We start from the raw sequence: 19,676 nt of genomic DNA, 5'->3' as shown, positions 1-19,676 counted from the left end.
ATGGAGGGCAGACAGTGGCACAAATCAAAGTATTATTAATTGAGGATGATCCAATGGTGCGAGAGGTAAATCGTCAATTTATTGAAAAGGTAGAACATTTTCAAGTGATTGGACAGGCATCTAATGGCTTAGAGGGCATTACACAAATTCGTCATCATCAGCCTGATTTAGTCTTTATGGATATTTTTATGCCCGAGCAAGATGGTATTACGAGTTTACGCAAAATACGCGAGCTGGATTTACCAGTGGATGTCATCACTGTAACGGCTGCGAATGATATGGAGACGGTGAAACAGGTACTGCATCTAGGTGTCTTTGATTATATTATGAAGCCATTTTCATTTGAACGAGTCAAAGGGACACTTGACAATTATTTACGCTTTAAGAAGCAAACACAAATAGAACGAGAGCTTACACAGGGAGAATTGGATCAGTTATTTCATTATCGTGATGAAAAAAATAACATAGAGCTATCACATACACTACAATCAGAGAAAAATCTTCCAAAAGGTTTTAATCGTACAACACTCGAAAAGGTGGTGCACTTTTTACAATCGGTAGATGGTGCATCGGCTGAAGAGGTAGCAAGTGGAATAGGAATTGCCCGTGTAACGGCCAGAAGATATTTGGATTATTTAGAGAAGCAAGAGGAAATTACAATGGATGTCCATTATGGAGGCATTGGTCGCCCTATCAACTATTATTTTAGTAAATAGAGAAAATCCTGATTGTCATCATGGCAACCAGGATTTTTTAGCTGTTAATTAATAAGGCAAAATTTTATCAACAGGTGTTGGTGTTTTAATTTTCGGCAGGATTTTATTTAATGTTACCGTACGCTTAATCTCGTGTGTAGAAGGGTCATTTTCATCAAATTGATCAAGGAAGGAAATAACCTCTTTTACAATCGGTGTTGGCGTAGAAGCACCTGCTGTGACAGCTACAATGTTAATGCCTTTTAACCATTCTACTTTTAGCTCTGAAACGTCAGCAATTCGATAGGATGGTGTTCCTGCAATTTCTACAGAGACTTGTGTTAAACGGTTGGAGTTATTTGATTTAGGATCACCTACAACAATTAGTAAATCCGCTTCTCCTGCTTGCTGAGCAACAGCTTCTTGACGAACCTGTGTAGCTAAACAAATCTCTTTGTGTACCTCTATATGTGGGAACTTTTCTTTTAAACTATCCATTAGATGGGCGACATCCCATTGACTCATTGTCGTTTGATTTGTGACAAGTAATTTATCGTTCGTTAATTGTAACGCATCAATATCAATAGAGGACTGCACTAAGTGGACATGATCCGGAGCAACGCCAATGGCACCCTCTGGCTCGGGATGTCCTTTTTTACCAATGTAAATAATATCATAGCCTTCTGCAGATTTTTCGCGAATTAAATCGTGAGTAACTGTTACATCAGGACATGTAGCATCAATGGACACTAAGCCTTTTCGCTTCGCAATTTCACGAATTTCTGGTGAAACACCGTGTGCTGTGAAAATGACCGTACCTGTTTCAACTTGCTCAATAATTTCTTGGCGGTTTTCACCATCTAACGTGATGATACCATCCTCTTCAAACGCGTCTGTGACATGTTTATTATGCACAATCATCCCTAAGATGTAGATAGGTCTTGGTAATGTTTTATCAAGTGCGGCATTACGTGCGATCACCATCGCATCGACAACACCGTAGCAATAGCCACGTGGATTAATTTTCAATACTTGCATGGTTGTGACTCCTTTCAAGCTTACCTATCTACATTATAACGGACAGGGACGGTGAATACAAAGAAACGTTCATTTACATAGGTGGTTGGAAAATACGTGGTTTGGATGGAAGTGGTTCAGCTGGCGTAAATGATGCACTTTGCCTAGATGATCGTCTACTTCCAGTAGCGGCCTTACTATCACTACCTGCTGCTTCAGCGCCAGCTCCAGCGGAAGGAAGTCCTTGGAATCCTTTGTACAATTTTAAAAGAGATGGAATATTTTTCACCATCGGCATGGCTTGTTGGATATAAGGGGTATAGGTTTTAGCCGTATTGAATAAACTGTTGGCTTGCTGTAAAAACGAACCGACTTTCGAAGCTTCTTGCACAGGTGGCATCGGCATTTGCCCTCCAAAGGAACCTATTCCATTAGCCATTGGAAAGCCGCCTGGAATTCGTGGTGGAACAGGGAAGCCTCCAGGCGGAAAAAAGGACTGTGGCGACATCTGTGAAGGTGTTGGCATGGGCATGGGCATTCTCATGCCACCCGGATACATAGGGTATGGATAAGGTTGTCGAAATACCATAATGATCTCCTTTCTACTTGTTTTTCATTGATGACATACCTGACTATAGCTATGATATGCAAAGGCTAATGGTGGGGTGCGATAATTTCTAAGGCGAATTCATCAATGAAAGAGCAGAAGTGCAAATAAACCTTCTGCTTCGATCTTCTTATTTTATTCATCTTCATGATAGCGAAGCATTCGATAGCCGACTCGCACATGTGTCTGTATAAGTTTAGGCTGTGCTGGGTCGGCTTCTATTTTTTTTCGAAGTGTTGCCATAAAAACTCGTAAACTTGGAATATCTGATTGAAGGGCATTATGCCAGATTTCTTTTAAAATAAAATTATGGGTTAGAACCTTTCCAACATGCTTGGATAAAACAACTAAAAGTTTATATTCAATAGGTGTGACATGTATTTCTTTTCCATTCACTAATACTGTTTGATTGACATAATTGATTTGAAGATAACCATTGGTAAATGTTGAACTTTCCTGTTCAGGTGGATGTTCATAGGCTGCTCTGCGCAATGCTACACGAATTCTTGCTAATAATTCTTCCACACTAAAGGGCTTCGTGACATAATCATCTGCACCTGCATCCAAAGCGTTAATTTTATCATATTCTTCCCCACGCGCACTGACGACAATAATGGGCGTTTGAGTCCAACTTCTAATTTTTGTAATAAGCTCTACACCATCCATGTCCGGTAGTCCTAAATCTAAAATATAAACATCTGGTTTCATGGTAATAGCTTTTTGAAGTGCACTGTTCCCATCTTGAGCAATGTCGAATTCATAATGCTGGGTAGATAATGTCATTTTAATTAAATTGGCAATGGCCACATCATCTTCTACTACTAGAATTCGTTTATTCATCAAATTTCTTTACTCCTTTTTCAGTGAAAAGTTAAAAATTGTTCCTTGCGGTTTATTATCTGAAACAGTTATGTGACTACCATGTAACTTTAAAATTGTTTGACACAGTGCTAAGCCTAGCCCCAGTCCTCGTCTACTATCACTGCGTTGGACCTTGCCAGTCGTAAACGGCTCAAATAAGCTACCTTTTAAGGAATCATCAATTCCTGGCCCATTATCCGAAATGCTGAAATTTACTAAACCATCACATTCCTTCACCGAGATAGTAATGTCACTGCCTGGAGGGGTGTAAGTCAATGCATTATCAATGATATTGACGAAAACCTGTATAATCAATCTAGCATCCATTAGGCTCAATAAAAATTCTGGTTCTATTTGATAGGATATTTTATGAGAATTGTTTTGGTGAACAACATGGGAAAGAGCCTCTTGAATAATATCTTCTACTAATTCCATTTGCATTTCTAAAGCAAATTGTCCATCCTCTAGCTTAGAAACAGCTAGTAAGTTTTCTACCATTTGGACAAGCCATTTTGAATTATTAAAAATATCCTCATATAATTTGTTTTTTTCACTATCAGGTATTAATGATGCATTATTCAGTAAGATATCCGCATTTCCAGAAATAGCAGTAAGCGGTGTTCGAAGGTCATGGGATATGGCCCGTAACAGGTTAGCTCGCATCTGCTCCATTTCAGCCTCTCGCGCTACTTCTTCATTGAGCTTCTGTAAATACCATTTATCCATTGCGAATGAAAAATCATTAATGATGGCGTGCAAAATATTGCGTTCAAATGCAGGTAGAGGCAATAATTTAGACAGTGCAATACCAATAACCCCCTTAACATGACTATTAGAAATAACAGGTATATAGTAAGCACTCACTTCAGGAAATATATCTGTTGATACACCAGCTACATGCTTATTATTCGTCACCCAGCTCACGACGCCATGCTCGTTTGGATTATTGAAAAGTGTAGCTATTTTTTGATTTTCTATTGCAGATATTTTCTCCGTTCGGAAAAAAGTAGATTTCCCAATTACCTGATTGTCTATTTCAAAAAATTGCACAGGTTTTTCTACTAATTTGACAATTTGAGTCATACCTTCCGTAATAATTTCTTCGATAGACTTTGCGTGTTGCAGTCTCCGATTCGTTTCAAGGAGTACTTCCATTCGATAAGATTTCCGTATGGCTATAGTAGTTTGCGCCTTGATCTTTTTCGTTAAACTACTTGTAATTACACCAGAGAGAAACATGATAAAAAAAGTCATAGGATAGTCACGATGATACGCATCAAATGAAAACCGTGGCTCTGTAAACAAATAATTAAAAAGTAAAACAGCAACGATAGAGCTAATAATGCTCATTATCCATCCTGATGACCAAATAGCAAGAATGAGAACACCTAGAATATAAATGGTTATAATATTAGGCTCACTAATATCAATGGAATACAAATATAAGCCGACTATGGATATTACGCTAAATACGATAAACATTTTAAATAGATCAAGCCATTCAAATGCCAGTTTATTTTTGATACTAGGAAAGTAGAATTGTTCATTTTCTTGATCTGGCACTATGTGTATAGATAAATTCGGCACATATTCGTTAAGGCGATCACTAATTTTGGTGTTTGGCTGCCACCATTTTTTTCTCATACTTGTTCGACCGATGACAAGTTTAGTGACACCACTAACTTGAGCATAGTTGGCAAGGGCTGCGGCTACGTCATCTTCTTGAACAATGACAACATGACCGCCAAGCTGTTCAACAAGTTTGATGTGCTGTTGTAAGCGTTCTGAATCGGCGTGATTTCTTTCATGTGCCTGCATGTTTTGAACATAGAGAGCGGTAAATTTGCCATGTAAGGCTTGTGCAAGCCTTGCAGTAGTTCGAATCACTTTTGCATTTGTAGGAGAACTACTGATTCCTACAAGTAAGTGTTCTTCAATTTGTACATAATTTCTGACAGATTCGTTACTGTTTAATTGTTGATAGTTGATTGTATCGGCTGTTCGTCGTAATGCGATTTCCCGTAGTGATACTAAATTTTGTCTGCGGAAAAAAGAATGTAAAGCTTTCTCTGCCTGTTGCTTGACATATACCTTTCCATCTTGCAGACGTTGAATTAATTCGTCTGGTTCAATATCGACCACTTTTATTTGTGCAGCTTGATCAATTAAATAATCAGGAATACGTTCTCGCACTTTAATCTCAGTGATTTCTTCTACTAAATCATGAAGACTTTCAATATGCTGAATATTTACAGTTGTAAAAACATGTATCCCTTTAGCAAGTAGTTCTTCAACATCTCCAAAACGCTTCTTGTGCCGCATCGTTGGCACGTTAGAATGGGCCAATTCATCGATCAGGACAATTTCTGGTTGGCGCTGCAATACGGCATCTATATCCAATTCCTGAAATATTTTTCCCTTGTAGGCTATTATCTTTGTAGGAATTTGCTCAAGTCCTTCTAGTAATGCTAACGTTTCTGGACGAGGATGCGGCTCCACATAGCCAACCACTACATCTTTACCGAGTTTTTGTGCCTGATGTGCCGCATCTAACATGGCATAAGTTTTACCTACCCCTGCAGCATAGCCGAGAAAGATTTTTAATTTCCCTTTAGTTTGTTCCTCCTGTTGAAGCCTCGCAAGAAACATCTCTGGAGTTGGGCGTTTATCTTCCATCCTCTTTCACCTCATTTGTATTATAGCGTTAACTTCCATTAAGAAAGTGTAAAGATTTTGCTTCTTTATCCTTTCTTAATAGAAAAAAGGATTTCCTAACACTACATTAATTTGAAAGTCAGTATGATGAGAGCATCCTTAAGGAGAAGAGGTGTTACGATTGATGGATTTTTTTATGCTGGGCTTACTAATCATAAGCTTTGCTTGTGTTTTGGCGTTAACAGTATGGTGCTACAAACTAGTAGAAGAGTAACGAGGAGGAAGTCAATTTGTGGATTTTTATGGGAGTAGTACTAGTATTTCTATTTGGTTATTTAGGGCATGCATTACTTTATCCAGAAAATTATTAAAGGCTGGGGGGACACACTATGTGGCAAATAGCCATCGTACTCATTATCTATCTACCGCTCGTTATTTTAACGGGTCATTATTTATATCGAGTAACATTACAACAAAAAACTTGGCTTGATCCTCTATTAGATAAAGTCGACGCAGCAATTTATAAAGTTTGCGGCATTAAACGACTTGATATGACGGGCAAAGAATATGTACTTTCATTAATTATTTCAAATGCCATGATGGTGTTTGTGGGATATATAATACTACGCATTCAAGCATTACTATTTTTAAATCCAAATAATATTGACAACATGGAAGCTACTCTTTCGTTTAACACAATTATTTCTTTTATAACGAATACAAATCTTCAACACTATAGTGGTGAATCTGGACTCAGCTATCTATCACAGATGCTAGTCATTACTTTTATGATGTTTACATCAGCAGCTACAGGTTATGCCGCTTGTATGGCTTTCTGTCGTAGATTAGTAGCTAAAACAGATACGATAGGGAATTTTTTTGTCGATTTTGTTCGTGTTATTACTCGTATTTTAATGCCTTTTTCCATTGTTGTGGCTCTTATTTTAGTATCTCAAGGATCACCCCAAACCTTCAATGGCAATCAAACAGTACAAACAATAGAGGGTAAATTGCAAGATATTGCACTTGGACCTATTGCTTCTCTTGAATCTATTAAACATATAGGGACAAATGGTGGTGGTTTTAACGGAGCCAATTCAACCACACCTTTTGAAAATCCGACCGTTCTTTCAAATATAGTAGAGATGTTATCTATGATGTTATTACCAGGGGCATGTGTCGTCGCTTTTAGTCTGATGGTTGCCTACAGAAAAGAGAAAACTATTTTTGGAAAACAGGGGTTAGCTATTTTTACGGCAATGAGTATATTGTTCCTCGTAGGATTAGTGACTGTGTACATTGCAGAGAAGGCTGGTAATCCATTCATTAGTGAACTCGGCATTACACAGGAGCTTGGGAGTATGGAAGGAAAAGAAATACGCTTTGGGGTAGCACAATCGGCATTATTTACGACTGTAACGACTGCATTTACTACAGGGTCTATTAACAATATGCATGATACTTTAACGCCACTTGGTGGTCTAGTACCTATGTTTAATATGATGCTCAATGTTGTGTTCGGAGGCAAAGGAGTTGGCCTGATGAACATGATGATGTATGTCCTGCTGACCATTTTCATTGCCTGTCTAATGATTGGTCGATCTCCACAATTTTTAGGTAAAAAAATCGAAGAAAAAGAAATGAAATTAATTGCTCTTTGTATTCTAATTCATCCTGCTATTATTTTGCTCTTTTCAGCACTTGCGGTTGCAACACCATCTGGAATAGCTGGAATAACGAATCCAGGGGCACATGGATTATCACAAGTTCTATATGAATTTGCCTCTGCCTCTGCCAACAATGGCTCTGGCTTCGAAGGTTTAGCGGATAATTCAACCTTTTGGAATATAACAACAGGTTTTGCTATGTTCTTTGGTCGTTATGTAACTATAATTATTCAATTAGCTATCGCTTCTTTACTTGCTAATAAAGTAAGGCATAGCGATTCAGTAGGGACATTAAAAACGGATACGACAACTTTTACTTTTTTACTTGTGGCTGTCGTTTTGATGATTGGTGCGCTGACATTTTTACCAGCTTTAGCACTTGGTCCAATTACAGAGCACTTACAACTTTATTCTTAATGAGGAGAGACACATATGGAAACAGCAAGAAAAAGTTTTATGACTGGCGTCATACTAAAAAGAGCATTAATAGATGCTTTTAAGAAATTTAGCCTCATATATATGCTGAAGAATCCTGTTATGTTTGTTGTGGAGGTAGGATTTTTGTTCGTGTTACTATTAGTTCTTTTTCCAAATTTGTTTGGTAATGAGAGTGGAGAACATGCACGATTATATAATGGTATTGTAGCTATTATTCTATTTGTTACGATTCTATTTGCCAATTTTGCAGAGTCGATTGCAGAAGGAAGAGGGAAAGCACAGGTCCAAACATTAAAAAAAACAAAGACAGTGACACAGGCACGTGTTTTGCTAAATGATGGTTCTGAAATTTTTAAACTGGCACATGAATTAAAAAAAGGCGATATGGCGTTAGTTCAAGCTGGAGAGATCATTCCCAATGACGGGGAGGTCATTGACGGAATTGCTACTGTAGATGAATCCGCAATTACAGGTGAATCTGCTCCTGTAGTGAAAGAACGGGGCGGAGATTTTTCGTCAGTTACGGGCGGGACGACGGTGACAAGTGATTGGTTGATAATCGAAATTACTTCCATGTCTGGTGAATCATTTCTAGATAAAATGATAACGCTTATTGAAGGAGCTAGTCGCAAGAAAACACCAAATGAAATAGCACTTAACACACTTCTTGTAAGTTTAACGATTATTTTTCTATTAGTTGTGGTGTCACTCTACCCAATGACAACTTATTTAAATGTGCCGATTTCTATCGCTACATTAATTGCCCTGACAGTTTGTCTAATTCCGACAACAATTGGTGGATTATTGTCGGCGATCGGAATTGCAGGAATGGATAGAGTAACACAATTTAATGTTATTGCGATGTCTGGTAGAGCGGTAGAGGCATGTGGAGATGTAGATACATTAATCCTAGATAAAACAGGAACGATCACGTATGGAAATCGCATGGCAGCTGAGTTTTTACCAGTAAAAGGGGTGGAAACTAAGGATTTAATTCGAGCTGCATGGCTAAGTTCTCTAACAGACGATACACCAGAGGGGAAATCTATTTTATCATTGGCCACCCAATTAGGGGTAAATACGGACAGTGAAGAAAACATGATTAAGTCAAGTGAGCATATTCCATTTACCGCACAGACACGAATGAGTGGTTTAGATACACTAGATGGCACTAAAGTTCGAAAGGGAGCCACTGATACGATAAAAAAAGAATGTATGAAAGCAGGTCATAGCATTCCTAGCAATTTGGATCAATTGGTTCAACAAGTGTCTTCTGTTGGTGGGACACCACTGTTAGTAGCGTTAAACGATAAAATTTTAGGGGTCATTTATTTAAAGGATGTCGTCAAGGCTGGACTGAAGGAACGCTTTGAACAACTTCGTGCAATGGGCATTAAAACGATTATGTGTACGGGTGATAATCCACTTACTGCAGCAGCAATCGCAAAGGAAGCGGGCGTAGATAGCTTTATTGCAGAAAGTAAGCCAGAAGATAAAATCCAAGTGATTAAAGACGAGCAGGCACAAGGTAAAGTTGTAGCGATGACGGGTGATGGTACGAATGATGCGCCAGCACTGGCACAGGCGAATGTAGGGCTTGCCATGAATTCAGGAACCAATGCAGCAAAGGAAGCTGCGAATATGGTTGATTTAGATTCAAATCCAACTAAAATTATTGAAGTTGTCGAAATTGGCAAGCAGTTGCTAATGACTCGCGGTGCTTTAACTACATTTAGTATTGCAAACGATATCGCAAAATATTTTGCTATTATTCCAGCTATGCTAATGGTTGCTGTACCTGAGATGAAAGCATTAAATATTATGAATCTCAATTCACCTACTAGTGCCATTATTTCTGCCTTAATTTTTAATGCGATCATTATTCCATTGCTTATTCCAATCGCCATGAGAGGCGTTAAGTATAAGCCAATGAGTGCCGCGAAATTATTGAATAAAAATTTGCTTGTGTACGGTGTTGGCGGAATAATAGCACCGTTTATTGGCATTAAAATCATTGATCTACTAGTAGGACCATTATTTCGTATAGTTGGATTATAGGGAGGAAGCTATATGCGAAAAATTTTTGATAGTTCTAAGCAGGCATTACTTATAACAATCGCCATGTTCATTATATGTGGTTTAATATACCCGTTTGCCGTGACAGCTTTAGCCCAAGGGGTGTTTCATCAACAAGCAAATGGCAGTTTAATCGAAATGGACGGTCAAGCGGTTGGTTCTGAATTAATCGGTCAAAATTTTACTGCTCCAGAATATTTCTGGGGGCGTGTTTCATCTGTTAACTATAATATTTATACGAAAGAGGATATGCTACCAGATGACAATGGCGAAGTGAGCTACAGTGGTGTTAGCTCAGGTACATTTAACTATGCATCAACGAATCCAGAATTGAAGAAACGGATAGAGGCAGATATCGAGAAGTTTTTACTTGCAAATCCATCCGTACAACGACAAGATATACCTTCTGATTTAATGACTGCCTCAGGTTCAGGATTAGACCCACATATTAGTGTGAAGGCGGCACAAATACAAGTGGACCGAATTGCCCAAGCAAGTGGGCTTTCAAAGGAAGAAATTAATAAAATTATAGAGGCAAATATACAAAAACGTACATTAGGAGTATTTGGAGAAAATAAGGTGAACTTCCTTATGGCGAATCTGGAAATTAAGGGGAAAATGGATAAAGTTAAAGATTAAAAAACAGGTAGAGGAAGCCTCTCTACCTGTCTCTCTATATTAAGCTTGTGAATTTACAAGGATTTTAATATGATTTCGCTCTTTCATTAATGCCTCGAAACCCTCTGTCACCACTTCATCAAGTGCAATGCGTTTTGTGACAAGCTTGTCCGCAGGGAAGTAACCTTGTGTCATGAGCTCCATTACTGCTGGGAAAATATCACGGTACGCGATAATTCCTTTGACTGAACGCTCTGATAGAACAAGATTGTTTGGTTGAATAGATGCAGTAGACTCCCAAATAGATACGATGATTGTTTCGCCTTCAAAAGTTGTGGAATCAATGGCTTGTTGTAATACCACTGGAACACCTGTTACTTCAAAGGCAACGTCTACGCCGCCGTTTGTTAATTCATGTAGACGAGCTACTGCATCTTCGTCTTTAGGGTTAATTACGGCTGTTGCACCAAGTTCTAAAGCTTTTGCGGCACGCTCTGCTGAAAGCTCTACAGCATATATTTCTGCTGCGCCTGCTGCACGTAATGCTTCGATCACAAGAAGCCCGATTGGACCTGTTCCAAATACAGCCGCTTTGTCGCCAGCTTTCAATTTACTTTGACGTACTGCATGTAAGGCAACTGCTGCTGGCTCTACAAGTGCCCCTTGTTCATAAGAAAGACCTTCTGGCATTTTGTGAACCATTTTTTCATCTACCATTGTATATTCAGAGAATCCTCCGCCACCGCCTGATAAACCGTGGAAACCTAGGTGTTTACAAATATTGTATTTCCCTTTTTTACACGCTGCACATTCACCACATGCAAGGATCGGTTCAACAACGACAGGATCTCCCACTTTAACGGATGTTACACCATCGCCAATTTCTACGACTTCTCCTGAGAATTCATGTCCCATAACAATTGGTGCGATATCTTTACTTACATAGTGAGGTTGCTCCACTGGAATAAAGATTGGCCCAGCTGCGTATTCATGTAAATCACTACCACAAATGCCTGTCCAATGTACTTTAATCTTTACTTTTCCAGGTGTGATGACTGGTTCTTCAATGTTTTCTACACGGATGTCTTTTGCTTTATACCATCTTGCTGCTTTCATAATCTATCAACCTCCTATAATATCTTACAGCACCATCATAACATGTGGGAAATATGCTAATCATTAGTTCACTATAAATTGACATAAAAATTACATATTACTAGCGTTTTCGAACATTGTTACAGCGCTTTTTTGATTGCATATTCTGCGTATTTCAAGTACCTTTGATAAGGGCTTTGTTACGGTGATTATAAAACACTAAAATTATGTTTATGCTTGTAAGAAATAGGACGTAAATATACCTTAAAGTTCGAATCATGGTACAATGAAAAAGATGTTAGGAGGAACGAATGATGTCAAAATATACTGATTATAATTTTCAGCCATTTTTGCAGGACGCCATTGCAAAACTTGGCTTTACAGAACCGACACCAATTCAAAAAGAAATTATTCCACTTTTATTAAAAGGGAAGAGTGCCATTGGACAGGCACATACGGGAACAGGGAAAACACATAGTTTTTTAATTCCAATTGTTCAACGTATTGATGCAGAAAAACAGGAAGTACAGGCCGTTATTACTTCCCCTACACGAGAGCTGGCACAGCAAATTTTTGATGCTTTAAATCAATTAATAGAAGGAACTGCTATTCAAGCGAAACTATTTATTGGGGGTACGGACAAACAACGCTCCATTGATAAATTAAAAACACAACCTCAAATTGTTGTTGGAACACCTGGACGTATTCGTGATCTTGTTTCAGCACAAGCGTTATTTGTGCATACGGCACCAATGTTAGTTGTCGATGAAGCAGATTTAGCTTTCGATATGGGCTTCATAGAAGAGATTGATGGATTTGCTTCACAGATGCCAGAAAAGCTTGAAATGTATGTTTTTTCTGCAACGATTCCAGAAAAACTTCAGCCATTTTTAAAGAAATATATGGAAGCTCCAGTGCACATCCATATGAATGATAAACGACCAGTGGCAGAAGGTATCGATTTTGTACTTGTGCCAGTGCGCTCAAAATCTCGTAACAAACGTTTATTAGAAGTCATTGAAGGTATCAATCCGTTTTTAGCCGTTATTTTTACTAACACACGTAAAACGGCAGAGCATGTTGCTGGTTATTTAAATGAGCATGGCATCCGTTGTGGCCAAATTCATGGTGATTTAAGTCCACGTGATCGTAAAAAGATGATGAAGCAAATTCGTGAACTCGACTATCAATACATTGTTGCTACTGATTTAGCGGCACGTGGTATTGATATTCAAGGAATTTCTCATGTTATTAACTATGAAATTCCAGAGGACTTGGAATTCTTCATTCACCGAGTTGGACGTACAGCACGTGCAGGCAATAAAGGAACAGCCATTACTTTATTTGAACCGTCTGATGAGGATGCAGTAGTTCGTGTCGAAAAAATGGGCATTCCATTTGTGCAAAAAGACGTAAAAGATGGCGAATGGTCTGAGTTAAAAGAACGTCACGCACGTAAAAATCGCGTGAAGCAAGAGAATGAAATCGATGTGAAAGCGAAAGCGTTAGTGCGTAAGCCTAAAAAAGTTAAACCTGGCTATAAACGTAATATGAAATGGGAAATGGAAAAAATAAAAAAACGTGAACGTCGCTTAAAAGCACGAGGTAAAAAATAAGGGGGCTTTTACATGTTACTTGGCTCACATGTTTCGATGAGTGGGAAAGAAATGCTGCTTGGCTCTAGTAAAGAGGCACTATCTTACGGTGCTAATACATTTATGATTTATACAGGAGCTCCGCAAAATACGCGTCGTAAAGCCATTGCGGATTTAAACATTATGAATGGTCTCCTGCATATGAAAGAGCACGGCATGACGAATATTGTTGTGCATGCACCTTATATTATTAATATCGGCAACACAGAAAAACCAGAAACATTCCGCCTTGGGGTTGATTTTCTACAATCTGAAATTGAACGTACAGCGGCACTGGAAGCAACGCAAATTGTTTTGCATCCTGGTGCTCACGTCGGTGCTGGTGCTGACGCTGGGATTGCGAAAATTATTGAAGGCTTAAATGAGGTATTAACACAAGACTATCCCGTTCAAATTGCTTTAGAAACAATGGCAGGGAAAGGGACAGAATGTGGACGCTCCTTTGAAGAGCTTGCGAAAATTATAGATGGCGTCACTCATAACGAACGTCTTTCTGTCTGCTTTGATACTTGTCATACACATGATGCTGGCTATAATATTGTGGAAGATTTTGATGGTGTATTAAACGAATTTGATAAAATTATCGGTGTGGATCGCATTAAAGTCTTGCATATTAATGATTCAAAAAATGTGCGAGGTGCTGGTAAAGACCGTCACGAAAATATTGGCTTTGGTCATATTGGCTTTGATGCCCTAAACTATGTGGTGCACCATCCGCAATTGATGAATGTTCCTAAAATTTTAGAAACACCATTTGTGCCGCTAAATAGTGATGGAAAATCTAAGGTAGCTCCGTATAAAGTTGAAATTGAAATGCTACGAAGTGGTACATTTAAGCCTGAGCATATTGAAGCGTTAAAAGGCTAATACCCGATATGGAGCAAGATAAAGAAGCCCGAAATCAGTATAGTACACTGATTTCGGGCTTCTTTTTACTTTGTAAACAATGCGATGAGTTGACGAGAGCGCTTTCTTCCTAAAACCGCCTCAACTTCTACTAGAATGTCCTTTGGAATGCCTAAAAAAAGCCAAGAAAATGAGAATTGCTCCAAATAAGGTCGAAGTTTTTTGACTTCCGAAGTCGTAATGTTAAAGCCTTCTTCACGAGCAATCGCGACAATTTCCTTATCTGTGCTTTGTGACAATTGCTGTAAAAATTGAATACTCAAAGTCAATCCTCCTTTATCGCGTTTTATTTTCATGACATCATGTACACACGCGCAATCAGCCCATTCGAAAAAGCATCTGTCTTCTTTTCTTTACAAAAACTGCACTTTCCTTTATACTTACAATTTGTAAATCGTAATGATTTTGAATTAGAAAGAAGCGATCATGCATGAAAACAACACTTATTGATATTGAAAATGTGTCATTTCAATATGACTATACACACGTTTTAAAAAACATCTCTTTTCGTGTAGAAGAGGGTGATTTTTTAGCACTTCTCGGTCCGAATGGTTCTGGGAAATCAACGCTATTAAAAATCATTTTAGGTTTATTAAAGCCTTTGTCTGGAGAAATAAAATTATTTGGTGAACCAAGTGCAACCTTCAAGCATCGTGAATGGATTGGCTATGTTTCTCAAAAATCTAATGCCTTTAATTCCGGATTCCCAGCAACTGTGCAAGAGGTCGTGAAAAGTGGATTAACGAAAAAAATAGGGCTCTTTAAAAGACCAGGGCGAGATGCTAAAGGGAAAGTTCAAGCAGCTTTAAAAGCAGTTGGCATGGATGCTTTTATGCATCGTAACATTGGCGAGCTATCTGGTGGACAACAACAACGCGTCTTTATTGCAAGAGCTTTAGTTAGTGATCCAAAACTACTCATTTTAGATGAGCCAACTGTCGGCATTGATCATGAGAATGTGCAGTCATTTTATGATATGCTGGCGAAATTGAATCGGGAACAAGGAATTACCATGATTCTTGTCACACACGATGTCGATACGGTATCGAATCGCATTAGCCATGTGGCATGTTTAAATCAAACCATTCACTTCCACGGCTATAAAAATGACTTTGATAATATCTCCCAGGATGCGCTAGACGCTTGGTATGGTCATTCCGTGAGAAAGATTCATTAGAAGGAGTAGGCACCATGATTGAAGCAATTTTAAACTATGAATTTTTACAAAATGCCTTTTTCTCTGGATTATTAATTGGCATTCTTGCTCCATTATTAGGTGTGTTTATTGTTGTACGAAGGTTATCCTTAATTGCGGACGCTTTGTCACATGTAACACTTGCAGGAATTGCGGGGAGCTTATATATCAGCCAGTCTGTAACAGCCTTAGCCATGCTCAATCCTATTTATCTAGGAATACTAGCCTCTGTTAGTGGCTCTATTTTAATTGAGCGTCTAAGACGTTTGTATAAACACTATGAGGAGTTGGCCATTCCCATCATTATGTCAGGTGGTATCGGCATAAGTGCCATCTTCATCTCGCTGGCTAGTGGCTTTAGCACAGATTTAATGAGCTATTTATTTGGCTCGGTATCTGCAGTGTCACGCCAAGACTTATGGGTTGTAATCGGAATTGCAGCTGTTGTCATTGTCTTTTTGTTTTTATTTTTTAAAGAATTATTTGTTTTATCTTTCGATGAGGAATATGCAAAAGCTAGTGGACTGCCGGCACGTTGGGTTCATCTTTTATTTATGATTGTGACAGCACTTGTCATTGCAGCAAGTATGCGCATAGTAGGGATTTTACTTGTGTCATCATTAATGACGTTACCTGTTGCAGCTGCAATGCGCTTGGCAAAAGGCTTTAAGCAAACGATCATCTATGCTATCCTCTTTGGAGAAACGGCTGTCTTAATTGGTCTAATTAGTGCCTTTTATATGGATTTAGCGCCGGGTGGTACGATTGTTGTCACTTCGATTTTGATTTTGTTACTGGTAATCCTAGGAAAGAAAGTAGCGTTTAAAATGGCTGCAAAGCAGGGGGAGGTAGCGCAATGAATGTTTCAAGAGCGTGGGAAATATTAAAAGAAAATGGCTATAAAAAAACAGATAAACGGGAGTTACTATTAGATATGTTTGCTGCAACAGATAAATATCTGACGGCCCGCGATTTATTGGACGTTTTAAAAAAAGATTTTCCAGGAATGAGTTTTGATACTATTTATCGCAACCTTGCTACTTTTGTGAAGCTGGGGATTTTAGAAGAAACGGAGCTATCAGGAGAACGTAACTTCCGTATGCACTGTGAATCTGCCCATCATCACCATCATTTCATCTGTATGGACTGTGGCAACGTCAAAGAGCTGAATCTTTGCCCAATGGAAATGCTAGGAGAAAAATTGCCTGACTATGAAATTGAAAATCATAAGTTCGAAATATATGGCAAATGTCCAGATTGTAAGCATGAAACGCTGTCAAATTAAAAGACGACAGCGTTTTTTCTATGTAGAAAGAGGGTAGTACCTATATAGGGCTACCCTCTTAACTTATTAAGCTACTGCTACTCTACGGATCGCAACAATTTTATTACAATCTACAATTAAAGGAGAAGCAGGTGCTGCACCTGGCTCAAGGAAGTATGCACAGCAAGTTCGTGGATCGAAAGAAATGAAAGTCACACCTAAGAAGCTAATACCTCCAGATAAGAAGATATCTAGTGTAGTAGCAAGCTCTAATTTTCTTAATTGTTGACAAATACAACTTCTACAGTTGCTGCTCATTCTTGGTGTACATTTTTCCTCTTTTTGACAAGGACATTTCTCAACTTTACGTTGACAGCATTTTTCAACCTTTTTAGGACATTTACAGCCTTGCCAGTTCATCTGTGTCGTATATCGTTTATCTTCCATCGTCTAGACCTCCCTTCCTCTAGTTTCGTAAGGGTAACCCTTACACTAATAATCTATGTTTGGTGCATAACTAGAGGCTGGCGATATGTCCGATAGGCAGCTTAAAAATCTATATTTTTCTCAAAATCTTTTGCATTGTGTAAAGCCCTAAGCTGAAAAATTGCTATAAATATCTAATTCAAATGATTTGTAGGGGGATAGATTTGCATGATTTTTTTAAACAAAAAACGACGAGTCATTACAGAAACGTAATTCGTCGTCGTTTAGTATAAGTCTATTGATGTTTTTGTTGGAACGCTACCATGAAATCTCGTAAAGCCTCACAAGCCTCAAGAGGCACTGCATTGTAAGTGGAAGCACGACAGCCACCTACAGATCGATGCCCGTTTAGCCCTACAAAGCCTGCTGCCTTCGCCTCTGCAAGGAATTGCTTTTCAAGCTCCTCATCTGCAACACGGAATGTAATGTTCATTAAAGAACGGCTATCTGAAGCCGCATGACCTTTGTAGAAGCCATTACTATTGTCAATGGCATCATAAATCACTTTGGCCTTTAATTCATTGTGTTTTTCAATTGCAGCTACGCCACCTTTAGCTTCTACCCACTTTAACACCTCTCCTAGCATATAGATACCAAATGTCGGTGGCGTATTATATAGTGAATTACTATCAGCGTGTGTAGTGTATTTCAGCATTGTTGGGATATTTTTATTGGCTTTCTCAAGCAGATCTTTGCGAATAATGACGACCGTTACCCCTGATGGACCAAGGTTTTTTTGAGCGCCTGCATAGATGATTCCGAATTTTTCAATATCCACTGGTTTTGACAGAATATCACTAGACATATCGGCAATTAATGGAACATTTCCTGTGTCAGGGTAATTACTCCATTGTGTACCGTAGATCGTATTATTCGATGTGATGTGTACATAGGCATCATCTTCATTGAATTGAATGTCTGCTAAAGCAGGAATATTGCGGTATTGGTTTTCTTTTGTGCTTGCAGCTTCAACAGGTGTACCAAACAATTTCGCTTCCTTAAAAGCTTTTTCAGACCATGAGCCTGATAATACATAGCTAGCTTTTTGCTCAGTTGTTAAGAAGTTCATAGGGATCATAGTAAATTGAAGACTTGCGCCACCTTGTAAAAATAGCACCTCATAGTTTTCTGGAATGGCATAAAGTTTTTTTAATAAAGCAATGGCTTCGTTATGTACTTCGTCGAAAATAGCACTACGGTGACTCATTTCCATAATGGACATACCTGAATCACGGAAGTTTACTAATTGCTCTTGAGCTTTTTCTAATACTTCTTGTGGTAGTGCAGATGGACCTGCGTTGAAATTGTATGCACGTTGTGTCAAAGTGGTACACTCCTTGTTTGGTTAATAACAGAACTTTACTGGATTATACCCCAATTTTCAAGAGAAAAAATAAAATTCTTAATATTTGAGCAGAATAGCGACAGACTCGCAACAAAATGGTCACATTTAAGTCTGTTTTGAAGGTTAAATACGAATGAAAAGAAGTTTTGGTCAAATAAATAAGTTATATATTTCGTGATTTATACATATTGTTGTGATTTAATTCATTCAATGTTCGTGTTTAAAGTTATGTGAATTATTCTACTATTATAGATAAAATGTATAAAAAGCACCAAAACAAGCAAAATCGATTGCAGTACTCTCTATTTTTGAAGAAAGGGACTTCTTACTTTACGACAGGTAAAGCAAGATTTTGTATAATCATAAGAGAGAATAGGAAAAAGAGGTGTTCAAAATGTTTACAGTAGAGAAAGCTTGTTTAGTGGTTGTGGACGTACAAGGAAAGTTAGCGACAATTGTGGATGACAGTGAAGCGATGATTGACAATGTAGCAAAGTTGGTACAAGCCATGCAAGCACTTGAAGTACCTATTTTATGGCTCGAACAAAATCCAAGTCGCTTAGGTGGAACAGCACTGGATATAGCCCAGCATTTACAAGGGCAACCCATTGCTAAAATGGCTTTTAGTGCTTGCCAGGAAGAGGCATTTGTGGAGGCGATGAAGGAAAGCGGACGTTCACAATTTATTGTCACGGGTATCGAAACACATATATGTGTGTACCAAACGGCGAGACAATTGAAGGAACAAGGATTTGAAGTGGAAGTCGTGGTAGATGCTGTGTCTTCTCGAACAAAGGCAAATAAAGAAATCGGGCTAACTAAGATGAATGCACTTGGTATTTATCCAACGAGCACAGAGATGATTTTATACGAGCTGTTACAACGTGCAGACCATGAACATTTTAAAACAATTTTACAGTTAGTGAAGTAAAAGGAAACTAAAATTGAAACAATTGGTCTGGAACATGCAATCTTTGTAATAATAATTTTTGCTTTTAATAATAATGTACAAAAATATAATGATTTTATATAAATATGGTAGGTGTTCGATGGGTCTATAGACCTTTTTCGGACATCTTTTTTTTATGGAAACAGA

Annotated in this window: 18 protein-coding genes; 10 read left to right on the top strand and 8 right to left on the bottom strand. The window is 38.3% G+C overall.

Annotated elements, in window-relative coordinates; all coding sequences use genetic code 11:
* The first annotated feature begins 14 nt into the window (after positions 1–14).
* Complete coding sequence (locus CRI88_RS06555) at positions 15–716, top strand: response regulator (RefSeq protein ID WP_036120451.1); 702 nt, start codon at positions 15–17, stop codon at positions 714–716.
* Between the two features lie 48 nt (positions 717–764).
* Here CRI88_RS06555 and CRI88_RS06550 read toward each other — a convergent pair whose 3' ends face one another.
* The 4 genes from CRI88_RS06550 to CRI88_RS06535 form a co-directional block, all read right to left on the bottom strand.
* Entirely contained in the window at positions 765–1,733 is a 969-nt protein-coding gene (locus tag CRI88_RS06550) for a 4-hydroxy-3-methylbut-2-enyl diphosphate reductase (RefSeq protein ID WP_036120448.1), read from the bottom strand.
* A gap of 73 nt (positions 1,734–1,806) precedes the next feature.
* Positions 1,807–2,301, bottom strand: a complete 495-nt coding sequence (vrrA, locus tag CRI88_RS06545) for a VrrA/YqfQ family protein (RefSeq protein ID WP_036120445.1) — start codon at positions 2,299–2,301, stop codon at positions 1,807–1,809.
* 153 nt (positions 2,302–2,454) lie between these two features.
* On the bottom strand, positions 2,455–3,159 hold the full coding sequence (locus CRI88_RS06540; RefSeq protein ID WP_036120442.1) for a response regulator: 705 nt from the start codon (positions 3,157–3,159) through the stop codon (positions 2,455–2,457).
* Between the two features lie 9 nt (positions 3,160–3,168).
* Positions 3,169–5,856, bottom strand: a complete 2,688-nt coding sequence (locus CRI88_RS06535; protein ID WP_101966493.1) for a sensor histidine kinase — start codon at positions 5,854–5,856, stop codon at positions 3,169–3,171.
* A gap of 368 nt (positions 5,857–6,224) precedes the next feature.
* On the opposite strand from CRI88_RS06535, the gene kdpA reads away from it, so the two are divergent.
* The 3 genes from kdpA to kdpC are packed head-to-tail and all read left to right on the top strand — an operon-like array spanning position 6,225 to position 10,655.
* Positions 6,225–7,919, top strand: coding sequence for a potassium-transporting ATPase subunit KdpA (gene kdpA / locus CRI88_RS06530; protein WP_058844118.1), 1,695 nt, complete (start codon positions 6,225–6,227; stop codon positions 7,917–7,919).
* A 15-nt stretch (positions 7,920–7,934) separates the two neighbouring features.
* The gene (kdpB, locus tag CRI88_RS06525; RefSeq protein ID WP_058844119.1) at positions 7,935–9,998 is read left to right on the top strand and encodes a potassium-transporting ATPase subunit KdpB; all 2,064 of its coding nucleotides are present in this window, start codon (positions 7,935–7,937) and stop codon (positions 9,996–9,998) included.
* A gap of 12 nt (positions 9,999–10,010) precedes the next feature.
* Positions 10,011–10,655, top strand: a complete 645-nt coding sequence (kdpC, locus tag CRI88_RS06520) for a K(+)-transporting ATPase subunit C (RefSeq protein WP_058844120.1) — start codon at positions 10,011–10,013, stop codon at positions 10,653–10,655.
* Between the two features lie 39 nt (positions 10,656–10,694).
* Here kdpC and CRI88_RS06515 read toward each other — a convergent pair whose 3' ends face one another.
* A complete protein-coding gene (locus tag CRI88_RS06515) occupies positions 10,695–11,750 on the bottom strand; it encodes a 2,3-butanediol dehydrogenase (RefSeq protein WP_036120426.1) in 1,056 nt (351 codons plus the stop codon).
* A gap of 293 nt (positions 11,751–12,043) precedes the next feature.
* Between CRI88_RS06515 and CRI88_RS06510 the strand changes: the two genes are divergently transcribed.
* A complete protein-coding gene (locus CRI88_RS06510; RefSeq protein WP_036120423.1) occupies positions 12,044–13,345 on the top strand; it encodes a DEAD/DEAH box helicase in 1,302 nt (433 codons plus the stop codon).
* Positions 13,346–13,357: 12 nt separating this feature from the next.
* Entirely contained in the window at positions 13,358–14,251 is an 894-nt protein-coding gene (locus tag CRI88_RS06505) for a deoxyribonuclease IV (RefSeq protein ID WP_036120421.1), read from the top strand.
* Between the two features lie 65 nt (positions 14,252–14,316).
* Here CRI88_RS06505 and CRI88_RS06500 read toward each other — a convergent pair whose 3' ends face one another.
* On the bottom strand, positions 14,317–14,553 hold the full coding sequence (locus CRI88_RS06500; protein ID WP_036120418.1) for an endonuclease IV: 237 nt from the start codon (positions 14,551–14,553) through the stop codon (positions 14,317–14,319).
* A gap of 167 nt (positions 14,554–14,720) precedes the next feature.
* Here CRI88_RS06500 and CRI88_RS06495 point away from each other — a divergent pair, with 167 nt between their 5' ends.
* Genes CRI88_RS06495 through CRI88_RS06485 form a run of 3 tightly spaced genes read left to right on the top strand, consistent with a single transcriptional unit; the run spans position 14,721 to position 16,770 of the window.
* Positions 14,721–15,467, top strand: coding sequence for a metal ABC transporter ATP-binding protein (locus tag CRI88_RS06495; RefSeq protein WP_036120413.1), 747 nt, complete (start codon positions 14,721–14,723; stop codon positions 15,465–15,467).
* Positions 15,468–15,481: 14 nt separating this feature from the next.
* The gene (locus CRI88_RS06490; protein ID WP_036120412.1) at positions 15,482–16,345 is read left to right on the top strand and encodes a metal ABC transporter permease; all 864 of its coding nucleotides are present in this window, start codon (positions 15,482–15,484) and stop codon (positions 16,343–16,345) included.
* On the top strand, positions 16,342–16,770 hold the full coding sequence (locus CRI88_RS06485; protein WP_036120410.1) for a Fur family transcriptional regulator: 429 nt from the start codon (positions 16,342–16,344) through the stop codon (positions 16,768–16,770). Before CRI88_RS06490 ends, CRI88_RS06485 begins: the two co-directional genes overlap by 4 nt.
* Positions 16,771–16,836: 66 nt before the next feature.
* Here CRI88_RS06485 and CRI88_RS06480 read toward each other — a convergent pair whose 3' ends face one another.
* Both CRI88_RS06480 and serC read right to left on the bottom strand, forming a co-directional pair.
* Positions 16,837–17,196: a hypothetical protein gene (locus CRI88_RS06480; RefSeq protein ID WP_036120408.1), complete on the bottom strand. Its 360-nt coding sequence runs from the start codon at positions 17,194–17,196 to the stop codon at positions 16,837–16,839.
* Between the two features lie 274 nt (positions 17,197–17,470).
* Complete coding sequence (serC, locus tag CRI88_RS06475; RefSeq protein ID WP_036120405.1) at positions 17,471–18,559, bottom strand: 3-phosphoserine/phosphohydroxythreonine transaminase; 1,089 nt, start codon at positions 18,557–18,559, stop codon at positions 17,471–17,473.
* Between the two features lie 415 nt (positions 18,560–18,974).
* On the opposite strand from serC, the gene CRI88_RS06470 reads away from it, so the two are divergent.
* Positions 18,975–19,511 carry a hydrolase gene (locus CRI88_RS06470; RefSeq protein WP_036120402.1) on the top strand — a complete coding sequence of 179 codons (537 nt, stop codon included), beginning with the start codon at positions 18,975–18,977 and terminating at the stop codon, positions 19,509–19,511.
* Positions 19,512–19,676 lie beyond the last annotated feature (165 nt).

It is taken from the genome of Lysinibacillus fusiformis, assembly GCF_002845985.1.
GTDB classification, from domain to species: Bacteria; Bacillota; Bacilli; order Bacillales_A; family Planococcaceae; genus Lysinibacillus; species Lysinibacillus fusiformis_D.
The sequence above is the reverse complement of the archived record's forward strand: the minus strand, read 5'-3'. Positions and strand labels throughout refer to the sequence as shown.